The organism is Pseudomonas sp. B40(2017) (genome assembly GCF_002112855.1).
Classification (GTDB): Bacteria; Pseudomonadota; Gammaproteobacteria; order Pseudomonadales; family Pseudomonadaceae; genus Aquipseudomonas; species Aquipseudomonas pharyngis.
Window position 1 is genome coordinate 504,422 of the sequence record NZ_NEIT01000006.1, and the last position, 16,969, is coordinate 521,390.

General features: G+C 61.9%; 19 protein-coding genes. 9 read left to right on the forward strand and 10 right to left on the reverse strand.

Features of this window, described 5'->3' with window-relative positions; genetic code table 11:
- The first annotated feature begins 277 nt into the window (after positions 1–277).
- Together CAF76_RS19320 and CAF76_RS19325 are read left to right on the forward strand one after the other, a co-directional pair.
- The gene (locus tag CAF76_RS19320) at positions 278–1,042 is read left to right on the forward strand and encodes an SDR family oxidoreductase (RefSeq protein WP_085648084.1); all 765 of its coding nucleotides are present in this window, start codon (positions 278–280) and stop codon (positions 1,040–1,042) included.
- A gap of 130 nt (positions 1,043–1,172) precedes the next feature.
- On the forward strand, positions 1,173–2,078 hold the full coding sequence (locus CAF76_RS19325; RefSeq protein ID WP_064593138.1) for a cation diffusion facilitator family transporter: 906 nt from the start codon (positions 1,173–1,175) through the stop codon (positions 2,076–2,078).
- A 30-nt stretch (positions 2,079–2,108) separates the two neighbouring features.
- Here the strand turns inward: CAF76_RS19325 and CAF76_RS19330 are convergent, their stop codons facing one another.
- The 7 genes from CAF76_RS19330 to CAF76_RS19360 all read right to left on the reverse strand — a co-directional run bounded on the left by CAF76_RS19330 (position 2,109) and on the right by CAF76_RS19360 (position 7,321).
- Positions 2,109–3,236, reverse strand: a complete 1,128-nt coding sequence (locus CAF76_RS19330; protein ID WP_085648085.1) for an AGE family epimerase/isomerase — start codon at positions 3,234–3,236, stop codon at positions 2,109–2,111.
- A 213-nt stretch (positions 3,237–3,449) separates the two neighbouring features.
- Positions 3,450–4,022: a HupE/UreJ family protein gene (locus tag CAF76_RS19335; protein ID WP_085648086.1), complete on the reverse strand. Its 573-nt coding sequence runs from the start codon at positions 4,020–4,022 to the stop codon at positions 3,450–3,452.
- Between the two features lie 27 nt (positions 4,023–4,049).
- On the reverse strand, positions 4,050–4,664 hold the full coding sequence (ureG, locus tag CAF76_RS19340) for an urease accessory protein UreG (protein ID WP_007950645.1): 615 nt from the start codon (positions 4,662–4,664) through the stop codon (positions 4,050–4,052).
- Between the two features lie 22 nt (positions 4,665–4,686).
- Positions 4,687–5,361, reverse strand: a complete 675-nt coding sequence (locus tag CAF76_RS19345) for an urease accessory protein UreF (RefSeq protein ID WP_085648087.1) — start codon at positions 5,359–5,361, stop codon at positions 4,687–4,689.
- Entirely contained in the window at positions 5,358–5,858 is a 501-nt protein-coding gene (gene ureE / locus CAF76_RS19350) for an urease accessory protein UreE (RefSeq protein ID WP_011332214.1), read from the reverse strand. The genes CAF76_RS19345 and ureE overlap by 4 nt, the downstream gene beginning before the upstream one ends.
- Before the next feature lie 194 nt (positions 5,859–6,052).
- Positions 6,053–6,685 (reverse strand): TetR family transcriptional regulator, encoded by a 633-nt coding sequence (locus CAF76_RS19355; RefSeq protein ID WP_039766718.1) that lies wholly within the window; start codon positions 6,683–6,685, stop codon positions 6,053–6,055.
- Between the two features lie 171 nt (positions 6,686–6,856).
- Entirely contained in the window at positions 6,857–7,321 is a 465-nt protein-coding gene (locus tag CAF76_RS19360; RefSeq protein WP_064379127.1) for a hypothetical protein, read from the reverse strand.
- Positions 7,322–7,701: 380 nt separating this feature from the next.
- On the opposite strand from CAF76_RS19360, the gene CAF76_RS19365 reads away from it, so the two are divergent.
- Complete coding sequence (locus CAF76_RS19365) at positions 7,702–9,777, forward strand: AsmA family protein (protein WP_085648088.1); 2,076 nt, start codon at positions 7,702–7,704, stop codon at positions 9,775–9,777.
- Between the two features lie 103 nt (positions 9,778–9,880).
- Here CAF76_RS19365 and CAF76_RS19370 read toward each other — a convergent pair whose 3' ends face one another.
- A complete protein-coding gene (locus tag CAF76_RS19370) occupies positions 9,881–10,411 on the reverse strand; it encodes a bacterioferritin (RefSeq protein ID WP_064593148.1) in 531 nt (176 codons plus the stop codon).
- A gap of 98 nt (positions 10,412–10,509) precedes the next feature.
- The gene (locus CAF76_RS19375; protein WP_074689655.1) at positions 10,510–11,412 is read right to left on the reverse strand and encodes a LysR substrate-binding domain-containing protein; all 903 of its coding nucleotides are present in this window, start codon (positions 11,410–11,412) and stop codon (positions 10,510–10,512) included.
- A gap of 120 nt (positions 11,413–11,532) precedes the next feature.
- Between CAF76_RS19375 and CAF76_RS19380 the strand changes: the two genes are divergently transcribed.
- The 3 genes from CAF76_RS19380 (at position 11,533) to CAF76_RS19390 (ending at position 13,459) form a co-directional block, all read left to right on the forward strand.
- Positions 11,533–12,171, forward strand: coding sequence for an FMN-dependent NADH-azoreductase (locus CAF76_RS19380; protein ID WP_064593151.1), 639 nt, complete (start codon positions 11,533–11,535; stop codon positions 12,169–12,171).
- Positions 12,172–12,477 (forward strand): multidrug efflux SMR transporter, encoded by a 306-nt coding sequence (locus CAF76_RS19385; protein WP_011332220.1) that lies wholly within the window; start codon positions 12,172–12,174, stop codon positions 12,475–12,477.
- A 91-nt stretch (positions 12,478–12,568) separates the two neighbouring features.
- Positions 12,569–13,459 (forward strand): triacylglycerol lipase, encoded by an 891-nt coding sequence (locus CAF76_RS19390; protein ID WP_064593152.1) that lies wholly within the window; start codon positions 12,569–12,571, stop codon positions 13,457–13,459.
- Here CAF76_RS19390 and CAF76_RS19395 read toward each other — a convergent pair.
- On the reverse strand, positions 13,456–14,349 hold the full coding sequence (locus CAF76_RS19395; RefSeq protein ID WP_074689659.1) for a DMT family transporter: 894 nt from the start codon (positions 14,347–14,349) through the stop codon (positions 13,456–13,458). The genes CAF76_RS19390 and CAF76_RS19395 overlap by 4 nt on opposite strands.
- A 98-nt stretch (positions 14,350–14,447) precedes the next feature.
- Here CAF76_RS19395 and CAF76_RS19400 point away from each other — a divergent pair, with 98 nt between their 5' ends.
- From CAF76_RS19400 to CAF76_RS19410, 3 genes are all read left to right on the forward strand, one after another.
- Positions 14,448–15,242 carry a helix-turn-helix transcriptional regulator gene (locus tag CAF76_RS19400; protein WP_039766731.1) on the forward strand — a complete coding sequence of 265 codons (795 nt, stop codon included), beginning with the start codon at positions 14,448–14,450 and terminating at the stop codon, positions 15,240–15,242.
- Between the two features lie 63 nt (positions 15,243–15,305).
- Positions 15,306–15,611 carry a PsiF family protein gene (locus CAF76_RS19405; RefSeq protein ID WP_011332224.1) on the forward strand — a complete coding sequence of 102 codons (306 nt, stop codon included), beginning with the start codon at positions 15,306–15,308 and terminating at the stop codon, positions 15,609–15,611.
- Positions 15,612–15,953: 342 nt separating this feature from the next.
- Positions 15,954–16,967 (forward strand): AI-2E family transporter, encoded by a 1,014-nt coding sequence (locus CAF76_RS19410; protein ID WP_064593159.1) that lies wholly within the window; start codon positions 15,954–15,956, stop codon positions 16,965–16,967.
- Positions 16,968–16,969: the final 2 nt, after the last annotated feature.

The window sequence follows — 16,969 nt, forward strand, 5'->3', positions numbered from 1 at the left end:
AACTGGTTGTTCAGGGTCAAGCAAAAAACTTTCCAGATCGCCCGCAAAGCCTTGTGTGGCGCGGCTTTGCGCTTTTCCACTTGCCCCCGGAAACTGTGGAAGGGCTTGTGGATAACGTGCGTGCACATGGCTACAGGCCACGGCGCATATGGCGTAGCGGCCGTTGATCAATTAATGAGCAGGATTCGATGGTTGCCGGTTAAAGCGGGGCCGGGCATGCTGCCCGCTGATTTTCTATTCCAATGGCTGCCCGGGCGGCCGAAGCAAGGAGAACACGATGTCCAACACCCTGTTTATCACCGGCGCGACCTCCGGTTTTGGTGAAGCCTGTGCCCGTCGTTTTGCCGAGGCCGGCTGGAAACTGGTGCTGACCGGTCGTCGTGAAGAACGCCTCAATGCGCTGTGCGCCGAGCTGTCGAAACAAACCGAAGTACATGGCCTGGTGCTAGACGTGCGTGATCGCAAGGCGATGGAGGAGGCGATTGCCAACCTGCCGCCATCGTTCGCCAAGCTGCGCGGCCTGATCAACAACGCCGGCCTGGCGCTGGGCGTGGACCCTGCACCGAAGTGCGACCTCGACGATTGGGACACCATGGTCGACACCAACGTCAAAGGTCTGATGTACAGCACTCGCCTGTTGCTGCCTCGGCTGATCGCCCACGGTCGTGGGGCCGGCATCATCAACCTCGGTTCCATCGCCGGTAACTACCCGTACCCGGGTAGCCACGTTTACGGCGCGACCAAGGCCTTCGTCAAACAGTTCTCGCTGAACCTGCGCTGCGACCTGCACGGCACTGGCGTGCGCGTCAGTAACATCGAGCCGGGCCTGTGCGAGAGCGAGTTCTCGCTGGTGCGTTTCGCCGGCGATCAGGCGCGTTACGACGCCACCTACGCCGGTGCCGAGCCGATCCAGCCGCAGGACATCGCCGAGACCATCTTCTGGGTGCTGAACGCGCCAGCGCACATCAACATCAACAGCCTGGAACTGATGCCGGTGAGTCAGACCTGGGCGGGTTTTGCCATCGAGCGTAACAAGGCCTGATACGGTGTTGCCCTCTTCGCCAATCTGTTGGCGAAGAGGGCAAATCGGCCAAATTCTGGCAGTAAGGTAGACTCACTCCTCAACAACCCCACCGCACCCTGCGGTTTTCAAGGTTTTTCGAGGAGTCAAAGTGAGTAACCGAGGTGAGCAGTCGCTGCTCAAACAATCGACCCTTCTAATGTTGGCCGTGTCGGTCGCCGGAATCGTCACCGGTTTTGTTTCGGGTTCCCAGTCCATCCTGTTCGATGGCTTTTTTTCGCTGATCGCCACCTTCATCAAAGTCCTGATGCTGATCACCGCGAAGTTGATCGCCAAGCAAAGCAACCAGCGTTTCCAGTTCGGTTTCTGGCACCTGGAGCCGATGGTGCTGCTGATCGAGGGCAGTTTCCTGCTGCTGATCGCCATTTACGCGTTTCTCAACGGTGTGTTCGGCATCATCAATGGCGGACGTGAAATCGAACTGGGCCTGGTGATCATCTACGCGGCGGTGTTCACCGTTGTCGAGTTCGCCTACTTCTTCTATGTGCGCCACCGCAATCGCACGCTCAAGTCGAGCCTGATCCAGTTCGACAACATCAGTTGGCTGGTGGACGCGATGCTGTCGGTGGGCCTGCTGATCAGTTTCCTCGCGGCGCTGTTGCTCCAGTCCCAGGGCTATGGCGAGTGGGCGAAATTTGTCGACCCGCTGATCCTGATCGTGCTGGCCCTGACCATGCTGCCGCCGGCCTTCAAGATCCTCGGCCCGGCGCTGCGGGACGTGCTCGGCATTGCGCCGGACACGCTGGACGATCAGGTGCGCCAAGTGATGGACGCGGCCAAGGTCGAGCATGGTTTCGACGACTACGTGTCCTACGTGCAGAAGCACGGGCGGGCGCGGTTCATCGAGATTCATGTGGTGTTGCCAGCGGACTACCGGCTGCAGAGCGTCGGGCAGTTGGATGTGCTGCGTGAAGAGATTTCCGCGAAGCTGGGCAAACCGGACGCGGCGCGCTGGCTGACCATCAGCTTCACTGGCGACAGGAAGTGGATTGCTTGACTTGTGCGGGCGCGCGGGCTCGCCACGACGTCAGCTCAAATAGTCGGCGATGCCGCGATAGCAGGTTGCCAAATGATACGGCGTGGTCGACGGCATGTCCTTGCGGCTGACCTGGCCCTGATCGTCACGGCACTCGTGCCAGCCGCCGGCATGCAGAAAGCGCTGTTGCAACGCCTGCAACTGGTGCCGCACCGCGCTCTCGCTGTTCGGGCGCAAGGTCAGGGCGCGCAGGTACTCGGCCTGGGCCCAGATGCGTTGGGTCGAATCCTTTCCGTTTCCTTGCGGATCAAGCATGGCCAGCACCGCACCGGTGTCGGCCTCGACGCCCTGTTGTTCGGTGAAGGCAAACGCACGATCCAGTGCCGCGTGCAGCTTCGAGCCGCGTAGCAGCGGTGAGGATTCGAGCAGGAAATACCATTCGAACTGATGCCCCGGTTCAAACCAGTTATCCACAGCCCCCAGCGGCTTTTCCATCAACACGCCCTGTTGCGGTTCGATGAAGCGCTTGTGCATGGCTGTGCATAACTCGCTCAGCGCCTGCTGGGTCTGCGGATCTTCGCGCACCGCCAAGGTGGCCAGGAAGGCTTCGGCCAGGTGCATCAGCGGATTTTGCAGCGGGCCGGTTTCCAGCGTGATCCAGTCGCGATCAAGGCAGGCTTCGTAGAGACCGTCGCCCGTTGCGAAGCGCCGGCCGATCACTTCCAGCGCAGCGTTGAGCGTCGATTCCACCAAGGGCTCGCGGGATTTTTCCCAGTAATGCGCGCAAGCAAACAGGATAAAGGCATGGGTGTAGAGATCTTTGCGCTGATCCAGCGGTTTGCCCTGCGGATCGATGCTGTAGAACCAGCCGCCGTGCTCGGCATCGTGGAAGTGCCGTTGCAGGGAACGGAACAGTGCAGCCGCGCGGATTTCGGCGTTATCCACAACCCCGATCAGGCTGGAAAACAGGTACAGCTGCCGAGCGCAGGCCATGGCCCGATAGCGCTGCGGTGGCAGCGGCTGATGCGCGGCGTCCAGCGCCTCGTAAGGCAACGCCATGTCGGCGTTCCAGCCCGGTCCTTGCCAGAGGGGCACGATCACGTTCAGAAAGTGCTGTTGCACTTCGCCGAACAGGGCGGTCAGTTCAGGCAGGGAGGTGGAGCGGGAAGCGTGGGGCATGGGCGGACGTCGTCACGGCAGGGGCGATTGCGCGACATGGTAGCAGAGAGACCGGCCTTAGAGACGCGGTGTCTGTCAGGCCGCTTTCGTCGGAGCGCCGCCCGGACCAAGCCCGCTCCCACGATGGTCACGCCGAACACAATACTTGTGAACAACACAGAACAACTGTGGGAGCGGGCTTGCTCGCGAAGAGGCCTGATCAGGCGATAGAGTTCAACCGGCCAACAACCACGCGCCCGTCACCGCCGAAGCGGCACCGGCCAGTCGAACCATTGGCGCGGCCGCCTGAGGCAGAAAACGCACGACGGCATAACCTGCCGCATGCAATGCAGCCGTTGCGACCACGAAACCGGCGGCATACGCCCAAGGGCTCGACATGTCCGGCAACTCGAGGCCGTGAGCCACGCCGTGGAACAGCGCAAACAGCGCCGTCGCCGCCACCGCCATCATCAGTGGCGGACGCACCGCCAGCGCCACCGCCAGACCCAGCGCCAGCACCGAGGCGGCAATCCCGCTTTCCAGCGCCGGCAATTCCAGCCCTTCAAAGCCGAGCAGGCCACCGATCAGCATGGTGCCGACAAAGGTGCATGGCAGCGCCCAGCGTGCGGCGCCTTGCTGCTGCGCGGCCCACAGGCCGACGGCCAGCATTGCCAGCAAATGGTCGAGACCGCCGATCGGGTGGCTGATGCCGGCCACCAGACCAGAGTCGCCGTGGCCAGGGTGGGCGAAGGCCAGGGCCGGGGTCAGCAGCAGCGCGACGGCGCCGAGAATACGTTTGAGTGTCATGGATAAGCTTCCTTGTTGAGCAGTGAATCAGGCTGCAGTCAGCAGGCCCTGGCGTTCGATGAAGGCGATGATGTCTTCCAGGCCCTGACCGGTTTTCTGGTTGCTGAACACGAACGGCTTGCCGTTGCGCATGCGTTGGGTGTCGCTGTTCATCATCTCCAGCGAGGCGCCGACCAGCGGCGCAAGGTCGATCTTGTTGATCACCAGCAGGTCGGATTTGCAAATGCCGGGCCCGCCCTTGCGCGGCAGCTTGTCGCCGGCGGAAACGTCGATCACGTAGATGGTCAGGTCGGACAGTTCCGGGCTGAAGGTTGCGGAAAGGTTGTCGCCGCCGGACTCCACCAGAATCAGGTCCAGCCCCGGAAAACGTCGGTTCAGTTGATCCACCGCTTCGAGGTTGATCGAGGCGTCCTCGCGGATCGCCGTGTGCGGGCAGCCGCCGGTTTCCACGCCGATGATGCGTTCCGGCGCCAGGGCTTCGTTGCGCACCAGAAAGTCGGCGTCTTCGCGGGTATAGATGTCGTTCGTGACTACAGCCAGGTTGTAGCGCTCGCGCAGGGCCAGGCACAGGGCCAGGGTCAACGCGGTCTTGCCGGAACCGACCGGGCCGCCGATGCCGACGCGCAGGGGTTGTGTGTTCATGTGCTTCTCCAGATAAAAGGCCCTAGGAACGGAACAGGCGGCTGTACTGGCGCTCATGGGCCATGCACGCCAGGGACAGACCGAACGCGGCGCTGCCGAGGTGTTCGGGATTGATTCGGGTGGCGTCCTGCTGGGCCTGTTGCAGCAGCGGCAGCAGTTCGCTGGTCAGGCGCTGGGCGGCTTGCTGGCCCAGCGGCAGGGTTTTCATCAGCACCGCGAGCTGGTTTTCCAGCCAGCTCCACAGCCACGCAGCGAGGGCGTCCTGCGGGCTGATCTGCCAGGCGCGCGCGGCCAGTGCCCAGCACAGAGCAAGATGCGGTTCGGCGCAGTGTTCAAGGAAGTCCCGCGCGGCCTGATCGAGCTCGGGCAAGCCGTTGAGCAATTGCTGCAACGAATAGCCCATCTGCCGGCTCTCCAGATGCAGTTCGCGGGTTTCGCGGCTGGCGCGGTGGCTTTCGCAGAGCTTGCGCAATTCATCCCAGTTTTCATCCGCCGCAGCTTGGCAATGGGCGAGCAGCATCGGCGCCTCGAACCGCGCGAGGTTGAGCAGCAATTGATCGCTGATCCAGCGGCGGGCGCTGTCCGGGCTGTCGACGCGGCCGTTATCCACCGCCATTTCCAGGCCCTGGGAATAGCTGTAGCCGCCAATCGGCAATTGCGGACTGGCCAGGCGCAGCAGCGCCCAGGCCGGGTTCACAGACGGACGCCGAACTGATGGAGTTTCGGCGCGTAGTTGAAGTCTTCGTCACCGTGCCGCGAATGATGATGGCCGCCACCGTAGGCGCCGTGCTCGGGCTGAAAGGGTGCTTCGATCGATTCGACCTGCGCGCCCAGTTGTTCAAGCATCGCCTTGAGCACGTAATCGTCGAGCAGCCGCAGCCAGCCGTCACCGACTTGCAGCGCCACATGGCGATTGCCCAGGTGATAGGCGGCGCGGGTCAGTTCGAAAGCATTGGCGCAGGTGACGTGCAGCAATTGTTCGGGGCGGGCGCAGACCCGGACGATCCGGCCATCTTCGGCTTGCAGGCACTCACCGTCATACAGCGGCGGCTGACCGCGCTCCAGAAACAGTCCGACGTCCTCGCCTTCGGCACTGAAACAGCGCAGGCGGCTTTTGCTCCGGGCTTCGAAGGTCAGGTGCAACTCGGCGGCCCAGACGGGTTGGGGGTCGATTCTGCGGTGAATCACCAGCATCGGAAAGCTTCCAGCAGTGGACAATGCTCAGGCTAGAGCAAGGGGCTTGCCAATCGGACGAGATGTAGGAAAACCCTGTCGGAGCGTAGTGGATGTTTCAAGATGTTGCAGGATTGTGAGGTGTTTTGGTGCATGAAGTTTTTTACATGCACCAAATATGAGCTTGCGTGGGGGTTGGGGGATCTGGAGGAGAACTATTCGGTACTGCCGAGCCCTTGCCAGTGCTTCAGCCCGATAAAGATAAAGCGCAACTGCTGGGTGATCTTCGCCTGTGGCGTCAGATGCTCCGGCAGAGCTTCGGCCGGCGGGTCGATGATGTCCGGCAGGGTGGCGAACACCGATTTGACGATCAGGTCGGCCATCACGCTCAGGCCATCGCGATTGAGGTGCTGAAGCTTGGGCATCAGGGCCAGGTCCGCCGCCAGGTCGGAGCTGATGTCTTCACGCAAGCGGCCGATGGCCTGACGCACCGGCAACGATCCGCCGTACTGCTCGCGGGCCAGAAACAGGAATTGCGAACGGTTGGCGCTGACCACGTCGAGGAAGATCCGCACCGACGCATCGATGATGCCGCCCATGACAAATTCGTTGTGGCGCACCAGGCGGATGGTTTCGCGGAAGGTCTGGCCGACTTCACTGACCAGCACCAGGCCGAGTTCGTCCATGTCGGCGAAATGGCGGTAGAAACCGGTTGGCACGATGCCGGCGGTTTTCGTCACTTCACGCAGGCTCAGGCTGCCGAATCCTCGGCCGCTTTCCATCAGGTGGCGGGCAGCGTCCATCAGGGCGTTGCGGGTCTGTTGTTTCTGTTCGGCGCGGGGCAGCATCGCAAGGGTGTGTTCTTAGGCAAGACAAGCGCCGCACTCTAGCAAATCGGCTTTGTCGGCGTCGAACGGCAGGGGAGATGGAGGCGGGAAATCGCGACTTCTTTATACAGGCTGCTGAAAAGTCAAAAGCCCAATCCGGGGATTGGGCTTTTTTTCCAGGCCGCCATGGGCTTAGCTCAAAGCGCTGTTGCGTTCGATCACACGGTCACCACCGCCTTCGGCCAGAGTTTGACCTTGTGGGGTGCGATCACCACCGTCCGATGCCAGGGTCTGGCCTTGTGGGGTACGGTCGCCGCCGTCAGAAGCCAGGGTTTGACCTTGTGGAGTGCGATCCGAACCGTCTTGAACCAGACCTTTCTCTTCCAGACGATCACGGCCGCCTTCAGCTACGGTTTGACCTTGTGGGGTTTTGTCATAGCCATCTTGAACCAGGCCTTTTTCTTCCAGACGGTTACGACCGTTTTCAGCCAGGGTCTGGCCTTGTGGAGTGCGGTCGGAGCCATCAGCAGCAACGGTCTGGCTGAACACCGAGTGGCTGGTTTTGACTTGCGGCGTTGCTTGATCAGCAGCTGGCAGAGCGAAAGCGGTGCTGGCCAGCATCGAGAGGGTAAGACTGAACAGAAGTTGGCGTTTCATGATGGGTTGCTCCTTGGGAGGGCGATAAAGTGGGTACGAAGCTAATGCTACTCTCGATAAGTCGATATAAAAGTTCATAAACACAATGGTAATAATCAACAGAATTGATTGTTCCATTGGGAGGCTCTAGCTCGGGCGTTTCAGGCGGGCGGTTTTGCACTGCGGTGGGTATTTTCCACCCACTTGCGCCCCGCAAATGTGCGGGGCCGGTAACGCCAAATCGACCGATCGGTCAGAATGGCGACCGTTTTTCCCCTCGACGGGGCTTTGGATTAAACCTGCGGGCTGTTTGTCAGTCACAGATTTCATGAGGGCCATCATGGCCTGCCGTTTCAGCTGCGTCGTGCCAATGGATGCAGTCGTCTTCAGGAGCTTTGTGCATGACGCGCACCCGTAAAATCTTCGCCTGGACCTTCGCCACCCTTGTGCTGCTTCTGGCGGTGCTGGTGTTGGTCATCGTGTTTTTCGACTGGAACCGGATCAAGCCGCCGCTCAATGCCAAAGTCTCGGAAGAATTGCACCGACCGTTCGCCATCAACGGCAACCTGTCGGTGGTCTGGCGGCGTGAACTCGACGAGGGCGGCTGGCGCGCCTGGATGCCGTGGCCGCATGTGGTGGCCGAAGACCTGACGCTGGGCAATCCGGACTGGTCGAAACAGCCGCAGATGGTCACCCTCAAACGGGTCGAGCTGCGCATCTCGCCACTGGCCTTGCTGGCGCAACGGGTGACGATCCCGCGGATCGACCTGACTGAGCCGAACGCACAATTGCAGCGCCTGGCCGACGGTCGCGCCAACTGGACCTTCAAGTTCGATCCCAAGGACCCGAACGCCGAGCCCTCGAACTGGGTGGTCGACATCGGCGCCATCGGTTTCGACAAGGGCCACGTCACCCTGGATGACCAGACCCTCAGGACCAACCTCGACTTGCTGATCGATCCGCTGGGCAAGCCGATTCCGTTCAGCGACATCGTCGGCGACAAAGCCGCGAAAACCGCGCAGGACAAGGGCGGCGCACCTCAGGATTACGCCTTCGGCCTGAAAGTCACCGGCCAGTACCACGGCCAGAAACTCGCCGGCCAGGGCAAGATCGGTGGTCTGCTGGCCCTGCAGGATGCGAGCAAACCGTTCCCGTTGCAGGCCCAGGCGAAGATCGGCGATACCAGCATCGAACTCGCCGGCACCCTGACCGATCCGCTGAATCTCGGCGCCCTCGACCTGCGCCTGAAACTGGCGGGCGCCAGCCTCGGCAATCTGTATCCGCTGACCGGCGTGACCCTACCGGACACCCCGCCTTATGCCACCGACGGCCATTTGATCGCCAAGCTGCATGAGCCGGGCGGCGCGCAGTTCCGCTACGAACAGTTCAACGGCAAGATCGGCAGCAGCGACATCCATGGCGATCTGGCTTACGTCGCCAGCCAGCCACGGCCGAAGCTGAGTGGCGCGCTGCTGTCCAATCAACTGTTGTTTGCCGACCTCGCGCCGCTGATCGGTGCCGACTCCAATGCCAAGCAGAAGGCCCGTGGCGGCGAAAGCAAGCAGCCGGCGGACAAGGTGTTGCCGGTGGAAGAATTCAAGACCGAGCGCTGGCGCGACATGGACGCCGACGTCGAATTCACCGGCAAACGCATCGTCCACAGTGAAGAACTGCCTTTCACCGATCTCTATACCCACCTGAAACTCAACGACGGCGAACTGAGTCTGGAGCCACTGCGCTTCGGTGTGGCCGGCGGCAATCTCGACGCGCAGATTCGCCTCAACGGTCGTACCGAGCCACTGGAAGGCCGGGCCAAATTGACCGCGCGCAAGTTCAAGCTCAAACAGCTGTTCCCGACCTTCGAACCGATGAAGACCAGTTTCGGCGAGCTTAACGGCGATGCCGACATCGCCGGTCGCGGCAACTCAGTGGCGAAGCTGCTGGGCGGCGCCAATGGCAACCTGAAGATGCTGATCAACGACGGCGCGATCAGTCGCGAGTTGATGGAGCTGGCAGGCCTGAACGTCGGCAACTACGTGGTCGGCAAGATCTTTGGCGACAAGGAAGTAAAGATCAACTGCGCGGCGGCGGACTTCGACATCAAGACCGGCCTGGCCAGTACGCGGCTGTTTGTGTTCGATACCGAGAACGCGATCATCTACATCGACGGCACGGCGAACATGGCCACCGAGCAACTGGATCTGACGGTGACGCCGGAATCCAAGGGCTGGCGCCTGATTTCCCTGCGCTCGCCGTTGTATGTACGCGGCAAGTTCATCAAGCCGGATGCCGGGGTGAAAGCGGTGCCGTTGATGTTGCGCGGGGCGGGGATGGTGGCGTTGGGCGTGATCGCCGCGCCGGCGGCGGGGCTGTTGGCGCTGGTGGCGCCGAGCGGTGGCGAGCCGAATCAGTGCGCGCCGTTGCTGGAGCAGATGAAGGCGGGCAAGGCACCCGTCACAGTGAAACCTACAAAATGATCGGTGATTGACAGGGCCTCTTCGCGAGCAGGCTCGCTCCCACATTTGGAATGCATTTCCATTGTGGGAGCGAGCCTGCTCGCGAAGGCGATTTTCGGCAGAATTACAGGTCTTTCAGGATATCGGCCATGTCATCGGCATGCTCTTCTTCCTGAGCCAGGATGTCTTCGAAGATCCGGCGGGTGGTCGGATCCTTTTCACCGATGTACTGGATGATCTCGCGGTAGCTGTCGATGGCGATCCGCTCGGCCACCAGGTCCTCGTAGACCATTTCCTTCAAGGTGTTGCCGGCCACGTATTGCGCGTGGGACATCTTCGACAGCAAGTCCGGGTTGAACTCCGGCTCGCCGCCCAGTTGCACGATGCGCTCGGCGAGACGGTCGGCGTGTTCGGCTTCCTGAGTGGCGTGCTCGAGGAACTCGTTGGCGGCGACGTTGGCTTTCAGGCCGTTAGCCATGAAGTAGTGGCGCTTGTAGCGCAAGACGCAGACCAGTTCAGTGGCCAGCGACTCGTTGAGCAGGCGCAGCACTTCTTCACGGTTGGCGCTGTAGCTTTCGGTCACCGCGCCATTTTCCACATGCAGTCGTGCGCGCTCGCGCAGGGTTTGAACATCAGACAAATGCAGATCACTCATTTCAGTCTCCTGGAGGCTAATCCGATTGGCGTCACGTTCTGCTGACGTGATCGTTACCTGGTTGTGAGTGATGAACGCGGCAAAAAGTTTTGTCGGATTCAGCGCGGGGCATGTCCCGAAAGCAATGCCTCCTCGCGCAGCCAGGCAAAAAACGCCTTCACCGGCGGGTGCCGCTCGCGGCCCGGTACGCAAAGTGCGCTGTATCCGGCGCCATCGACCTGGACCTCGCCCTTGTACGGCACCAGCAGACCGCTGGCGACGCTCTGCGACACCAGAATGTTGCTCGCCAGCACCAGCCCCTGTCCGGCAATGGCCGCTTGCAGGGCGTAATGCTCTTCGTCGTATTCGCGGACGGCCGGGTGCTGATTCAGCCAGTTCTCGCCCGACTGCGCGCACCAGGCCTCCCAGCCGTGGGCGTAGAGCTTCGAATTGTGCCAATGCACGCTGATCAGCGCCGGGGTGCGGCGGGCGGCCAGCGCCACCTGTTCCGGCGAGCCGTACACGCCGAACGATTCATCGAACAGGCACAACCCGTAGAGGTTCGGGTAATCGTCGAGGCTGTAGCGCAGCACCAGATCGACGCTGGCGTCCTGATGCAGGTCGATGACTTCGCAATGCGTATCCAGGCGCACATTGATGTTCGGGTGCCTGGCGTAAAACCGCCCCAGGCGCGGCACCAGCCATAGCGCAGCAAACGCGGCGGTGGTCGACAGCGTCAAGCTGCTGCCGCTGCGTTGCGGGCGCAGGGTGTCGACGCTTTGCGCCACTTCCAGAAATGCGCCGTGCAGGCTGCGAAACAGCCGCTCGCCGCCCTCGGTCAGGCGCACCTGACGCGGCAGGCGTTCGAACAGCGCCACGCCGAGCCAGTCCTCCAGCGAGCGGATCTGATGGGAAATCGCCGTGGGCGTCACCGCCAGTTCTTCGGCGGCCGCCTTGAAACTCAACAGGCGTGAGGCGGATTCGAACGCGCGCAGGGCGGTCAGGGGCAAGGCTGCGAACATGAAAACTCCACGGATGAGATCAATTCATCCCGACTGATTTTTGCTCATTTGAGGCGGTGATGTGATGCCTGCAATCTGGCGCCACACAGTCACTCAAGTCTAGACCTCAAGGAGATTCAGATGAGCAAGATTCTTGCAATCCATGCCAGCCCACGCGGTGAACGTTCTCATTCGCGGCGTCTGGCAGAAAGCTTTCTCAGCGCCTGGCAAGTCCGCCATCCACAGGCTCAGGTCACCCGCCGTGAAGTCGGGCGGGCGGTGATTCCGGCGGTTAATGAGGCGTTTGTCGCGGCGGCGTTTTACCCGGAGCCCGAGGCTCGACCGCTGACGATGCAAGCCGATCTGGCGCTCAGCGATCAACTGGTGGGCGAGCTGTTCGATCACGACCTGCTGCTGATTTCCACGCCGATGTACAACTTCAACGTGCCCAGCGGCCTCAAGGCCTGGGTCGATCAGATCGTCCGGTTGGGCCTGACGTTTGATCACACCCTCGACAACGGCATCGCCCAGTACACGCCGCTGTTGCACGGCAAGAAGGCGCTGATCGTCACCAGTCGCGGCGGTTTCGGTTTCGGCCCGGGTGGCGAGCTGGAGGCGCTTAACCACGCCGATCCATGGCTGCGCACCGCGCTGGGCTTCATCGGCATCAACGATGTCACGGTGGTCGCCGCCGAGGGCGAGGAATCCGCCGAGCGTACCTTCGCGGTGTCGGTGGCCGAGGCCGAGCAGCGCTTGCTTGACCTGGCCCGGGAGTTCTAGGTGGCCTGGCTGTTTCTGCTGATCGCGGCCGGGTTCGAGGTCACCTTCGCCATGGGCATGAAGTACGCCGAGGGTTTCACCCGACTCTGGCCGTCGCTGATCACCGTGGTTGCGGCGGTGGGCGGGGTGTACTTCCTGACCCTGGCGATGCGCGAGTTGCCGGTGAGCATTGCCTACCCGATCTGGACCGCCATCGGCTCGCTCGGCACGGTGTTTCTCGGTTTCGCGCTGCTGGGCGAGAGCCTGACGCTGGTGAAGTTACTGTCGGTGGGGCTGATTGTGGCGGGGGTGGTGGGGCTGAAGTAGGCTGGTCGTGGAGTTGTCATCATCGAGGAGGATGCTTGGCGGGCGCTTTGCACGCCTTGCATCCACTCACCGACCACAAGGATGTTTGCCCATGTCGCAAGATTCGGCCACACGTTATCCACTGGTGCTGGTGCCGGGAATGCTCGGTTTCATCCGTCTCGTGCTGTACCCGTACTGGTACGGGATCATCAAAGCGTTGCGCCGGAGTGGTGCGACAGTGATTGCGGTGCAGGTGTCGCCGCTCAACTCCACCGAAGTGCGCGGCGAGCAGTTGCTGGCGCGCATCGATGAAATCCTGCGCGAGACCGGTGCGGCCAAGGTCAATCTCTTCGGCCATAGCCAGGGGTCGCTGACGGCGCGTTATGCGGCGGCCAAGCGTCCGGACCTGGTGGCCTCGGTGACGTCGGTGGCCGGGCCCAATCACGGTTCGGAACTGGCCGACTACCTGGCGAAACACTATCCGGCGGACAGCGCCAAGGGGCGCATTCTTGAGGCGCTGTTACGCTTTGTCGGCTGGCTGATGGCGCTGCTGGAAACCGGCTATCACGGGCCGAAACTACCGGTGGATATCCACGCCTCGCACAACTCGCTGACCACCGAAGGCGTGGCGCTGTTCAACCAGCGTTATCCACAGGGCTTGCCGCAAACCTGGGGTGGGCACGGGCCGGAAGAGGTCAACGGCGTGCGCTACTACTCGTGGTCCGGCACCTTGCAGCCGGGCAAGACCGATCGTGGTGGCAACCTGTTCGACGGCACCAACCGCAGTTGCCGGTTGTTCGCCAAAACCTTCGTGCGCGAGCCGGGGCAGTGCGACGGCATGGTCGGACGCTACAGCTCGCACCTGGGCACGGTCATCGGCGATGACTACCCGATGGATCACTTCGACATCGTCAACCAGTCGCTGGGCCTGGTCGGCAAAGGCGCGGATCCGGTGCGGCTGTTTGTCGAGCATGCGGCGCGGTTGAAAGCCGCAGGAGTCTAGGCGGCGCTTGGAGTGCGGGAGCGACCGAGGACGGTGGTCCAGCGCTCGGAAAGAATCACCCCGCCCAGCGTCAGCAAGCCACCGACCAGGTGATACATCGCCAGTTGTTCCTTCAGCACCACCGCTGCAATCAGCGCGGTGATCAACGGCAGCAGGTTGAAGAACAGCGTGGTCCGACTCGGGCCCAGACGCTGCACGGCCTGCATCCACGCCAGTGGCGCGAGCATCGAGGCCAGCAGGCACGCATACAGCACCAGCGGAATGTTCTGCAGGGTCAGGCCGGTTTTCGGCGACACGGCGTACAGCGGAAACAGCACCACCACCGCCACCAGCACCTGCAAATACAGCAACACCAGCGGCGGCAGGCGCAGCTGCCACTTTTTCAGCAGGGTGCTGTAGATCGCGTAGGCGAGGGTGGCGACCAGCATCATCGCGTCACCCAGGTTCACCCCGTGTTGCAGCAACGCGCCGAGGCTGCCGGACGACACCACCACCAGCACACCGGCGAACGACAGCACCGCGCCGACCAGCGCACCGGCGGTCAGACGCTGGCCGAGGCTGATGATCGCCATGGCCAGCGACATCAGCGGCATCAGGGACAGGATGATGCCCATGTTGGTGGCGCTGGTCAGGGTCGCGGCGAAGTAGGCCAGGCTCTGATAGACCGCCATGCCGAGCACGCCGAGGATGAAGATCTTGCCCAGGTTCGGGCGAATCTGCGGCCAGTGCGCGATCACCTTCTTGAGCATGAACGGGGTAAACAGCAGGCCGGCGAGCAGCCAGCGGTAGAAGCCGATCTCGGCGGGGAAGATCGCGCCCACGGCCAGCTTGTTGATCACGGTGTTGCCGGCCCAGATGAAAATCGCCAGCAGTGGAAACGCGTATTGCATGGGAGGAGAAACCAGTACGTTGATGAACGGCGATTATCCCCTGTCTGGATGCAGGCCTATACTGCGAACCGGACAACCCGCCCCTGATTCCGGACAGCATGAACAGTAAACACATCGATCTGCTGGATTTCAGCGAACTGCCGTCGGCAGTGTATTTCCGCTATGCCGACTTCAACGCCCACGAATACGCCGCGCCGCACCGCCATCCGTGGGGCACGCTGGAGTACGCAGCCCACGGCGTACTGCATATGGATGTCGACGGCAGCCGTTTCATGTCGCCACCGCAGTACGCGGTGTGGGTGCCGCCGCAGGTCGAGCACAGTTTCTACAGCCATCAGCCGGTCAATTATCGGGCGGTGTGCCTGGCGCCGGATGTGTGTTCCGATTTGCCGGCGCAGGCCTGCACTCTTGCGATCAGCGACATTCTCAAGGCGATCCTCAAGGACTTCGCCGCCCGCGATGTGAAGATTCCCGCGTTCGAAGCCGACCAGCGCCTGGCCCAGGTGTTGGTGGATCAATTGCGCCAGGCGCCGGTTCATCAATGCTATCTGCCCTACGCCAGCAGCCCCGGATTGCTGACCATCCTTGAAACCCTGCAGGCCGAGCCCGGCAACAACCAGCCGCTGGCGCACTGGGCGGCGCAGGTGCATGTCAGCGAGCGCACCCTGGCCCGGCAGTTCGTGCGGGAGCTGGGAATGAGTTTTGGCGAGTGGCGTCAGCGGCTGCGCTATCTTGCGGCCATCGAGGCGCTGGAGTCGGCGCGCAGTGTGCAGGAAATCGCCTTCGATCTCGGCTACAGCAGCGGTTCGGCCTTCATCGCCATGTTTGCCCGGCAGGCCGGATGTACCCCGGAGCAGTATCGGCGCAGCCATCTTGAGGCTAGGAAGGTGTAACAAGCTTTGACTACACTCCAGCAGAGGCCGCCTCCATCGAGGCGGCGCCAAGGAGAAAACTCCATGAAGATGTTGCGTGTCCCTTTGTTGATGATCGGTCTGCTGCTGTGCTCCCAGGGTTTCGCCGCCACGGCGCAACAGAACAAGATGACCACCTGCAACGCCGACGCCACGGCCAAGAGCCTCAAGGGCGACGAGCGCAAAGCCTTCATGAGCACCTGCCTCAAGGCAGCCCCGGCGGCCAACGACGCCAAGGCCCTGACCCCGCAGCAACAGAAAATGAAAACCTGCAATGCCGATGCGGCCACCAAGGCGCTGACGGGGGATGCGCGCAAGACGTTCATGAGTGATTGTCTGAAGAAAAAATAAAGCGGGTTTGAGTGGTGACTGGCAGATGTGTCCGGCTTGGGATCCAGGCCCTCACCCTAACCCTCTCCCAGAGGGAGAGGGGACTGACCGCGTTGTTTCCAGACATTCTTCGACCTGAAACATCCGGTCGATTATGGATTCGATACAGAGCTTTCAGGTCGCCAGATCACCCGAGCATCCCGCAATCAGTTCCCTCTCCGGGCGGTCCGACGTTTCGGGAGGGCTAGGGTGAGGGCTGGGCCGCAAGTCAGACACCAAACCCCAAACACCGCATATCCCTAGTGCTCCCCAAGGATCGCTGGCAGACTGCCAATCCTTTTACGCCGTTCGTTTTGAGGCTGTATGCCAACGTTTTCTGAGCGTCATGTTGTGTTCTGGGTCAGTTGCATCATCATTTTCGGCGGTCTGTTGCTGGTGTTGCCATTGCGTTTGCTGCCCAGCCTGCTGGCCGGGTTGCTGGTGTTCGAACTGGTCAACATGCTCACCCCGCAACTGCAACGGTTGATCGAAGGCCGGCGTGCGCGCTGGCTGGCGGTGGCGCTGCTCGGCACGCTGGTGGTGAGTGTGCTGGCGCTGATATTTGCCGGGGCCATCAGTTTCCTGTTGCATGAAGCGGAAAACCCTGGCGCTTCCCTCGACAAATTCATGGGTGTGGTTGACCGCGCCCGCGGGCAACTGCCGCCGTTTATCGATAGCTACCTGCCGGCCAGTGCCGCCGAGTTCCGGGTGGCCATCGGTGAATGGGCGAGCAAGCATTTGTCGGAGCTGCAACTAGTGGGCAAGGACGCGGCGCACATGTTCGTGACGCTGCTGATCGGCATGGTGCTGGGCGCGATCATCGCCCTGCAGCGGGTGCCGGACGTCACCAAGCGCAAGCCGCTGGCGGCCGCCCTGTTCGACCGTCTGCACCTGCTGGTTCAGGCGTTTCGCAACATCGTGTTCGCACAGATCAAGATTTCCCTGCTCAACACCTTCTTCACCGGGATCTTCCTCGCGGTGATCCTGCCGCTGTTCGGGATCAAGCTGCCGCTGACCAAGACCCTGATCGTGCTGACCTTCCTGCTCGGCCTGCTGCCGGTGATCGGCAACCTGATGTCGAACACGCTGATCACCATCGTCGGCCTGTCGCTGTCGATCTGGGTGGCGATTGCGGCGCTGGGCTACCTGATCTTTATCCACAAGCTCGAATACTTTCTCAACGCGCGCATCGTCGGCGGGCAGATCAGTGCCAAGTCCTGGGAGTTGCTGCTGGCAATGCTGGTGTTCGAGGCCGCGTTCGGCCTGCCGGGGGTGGTGGCGGGGCCGATTTATTATGCGTATCTGAAGAGTGAGTTGAAGCTGGGCGGGATGGTTTGATC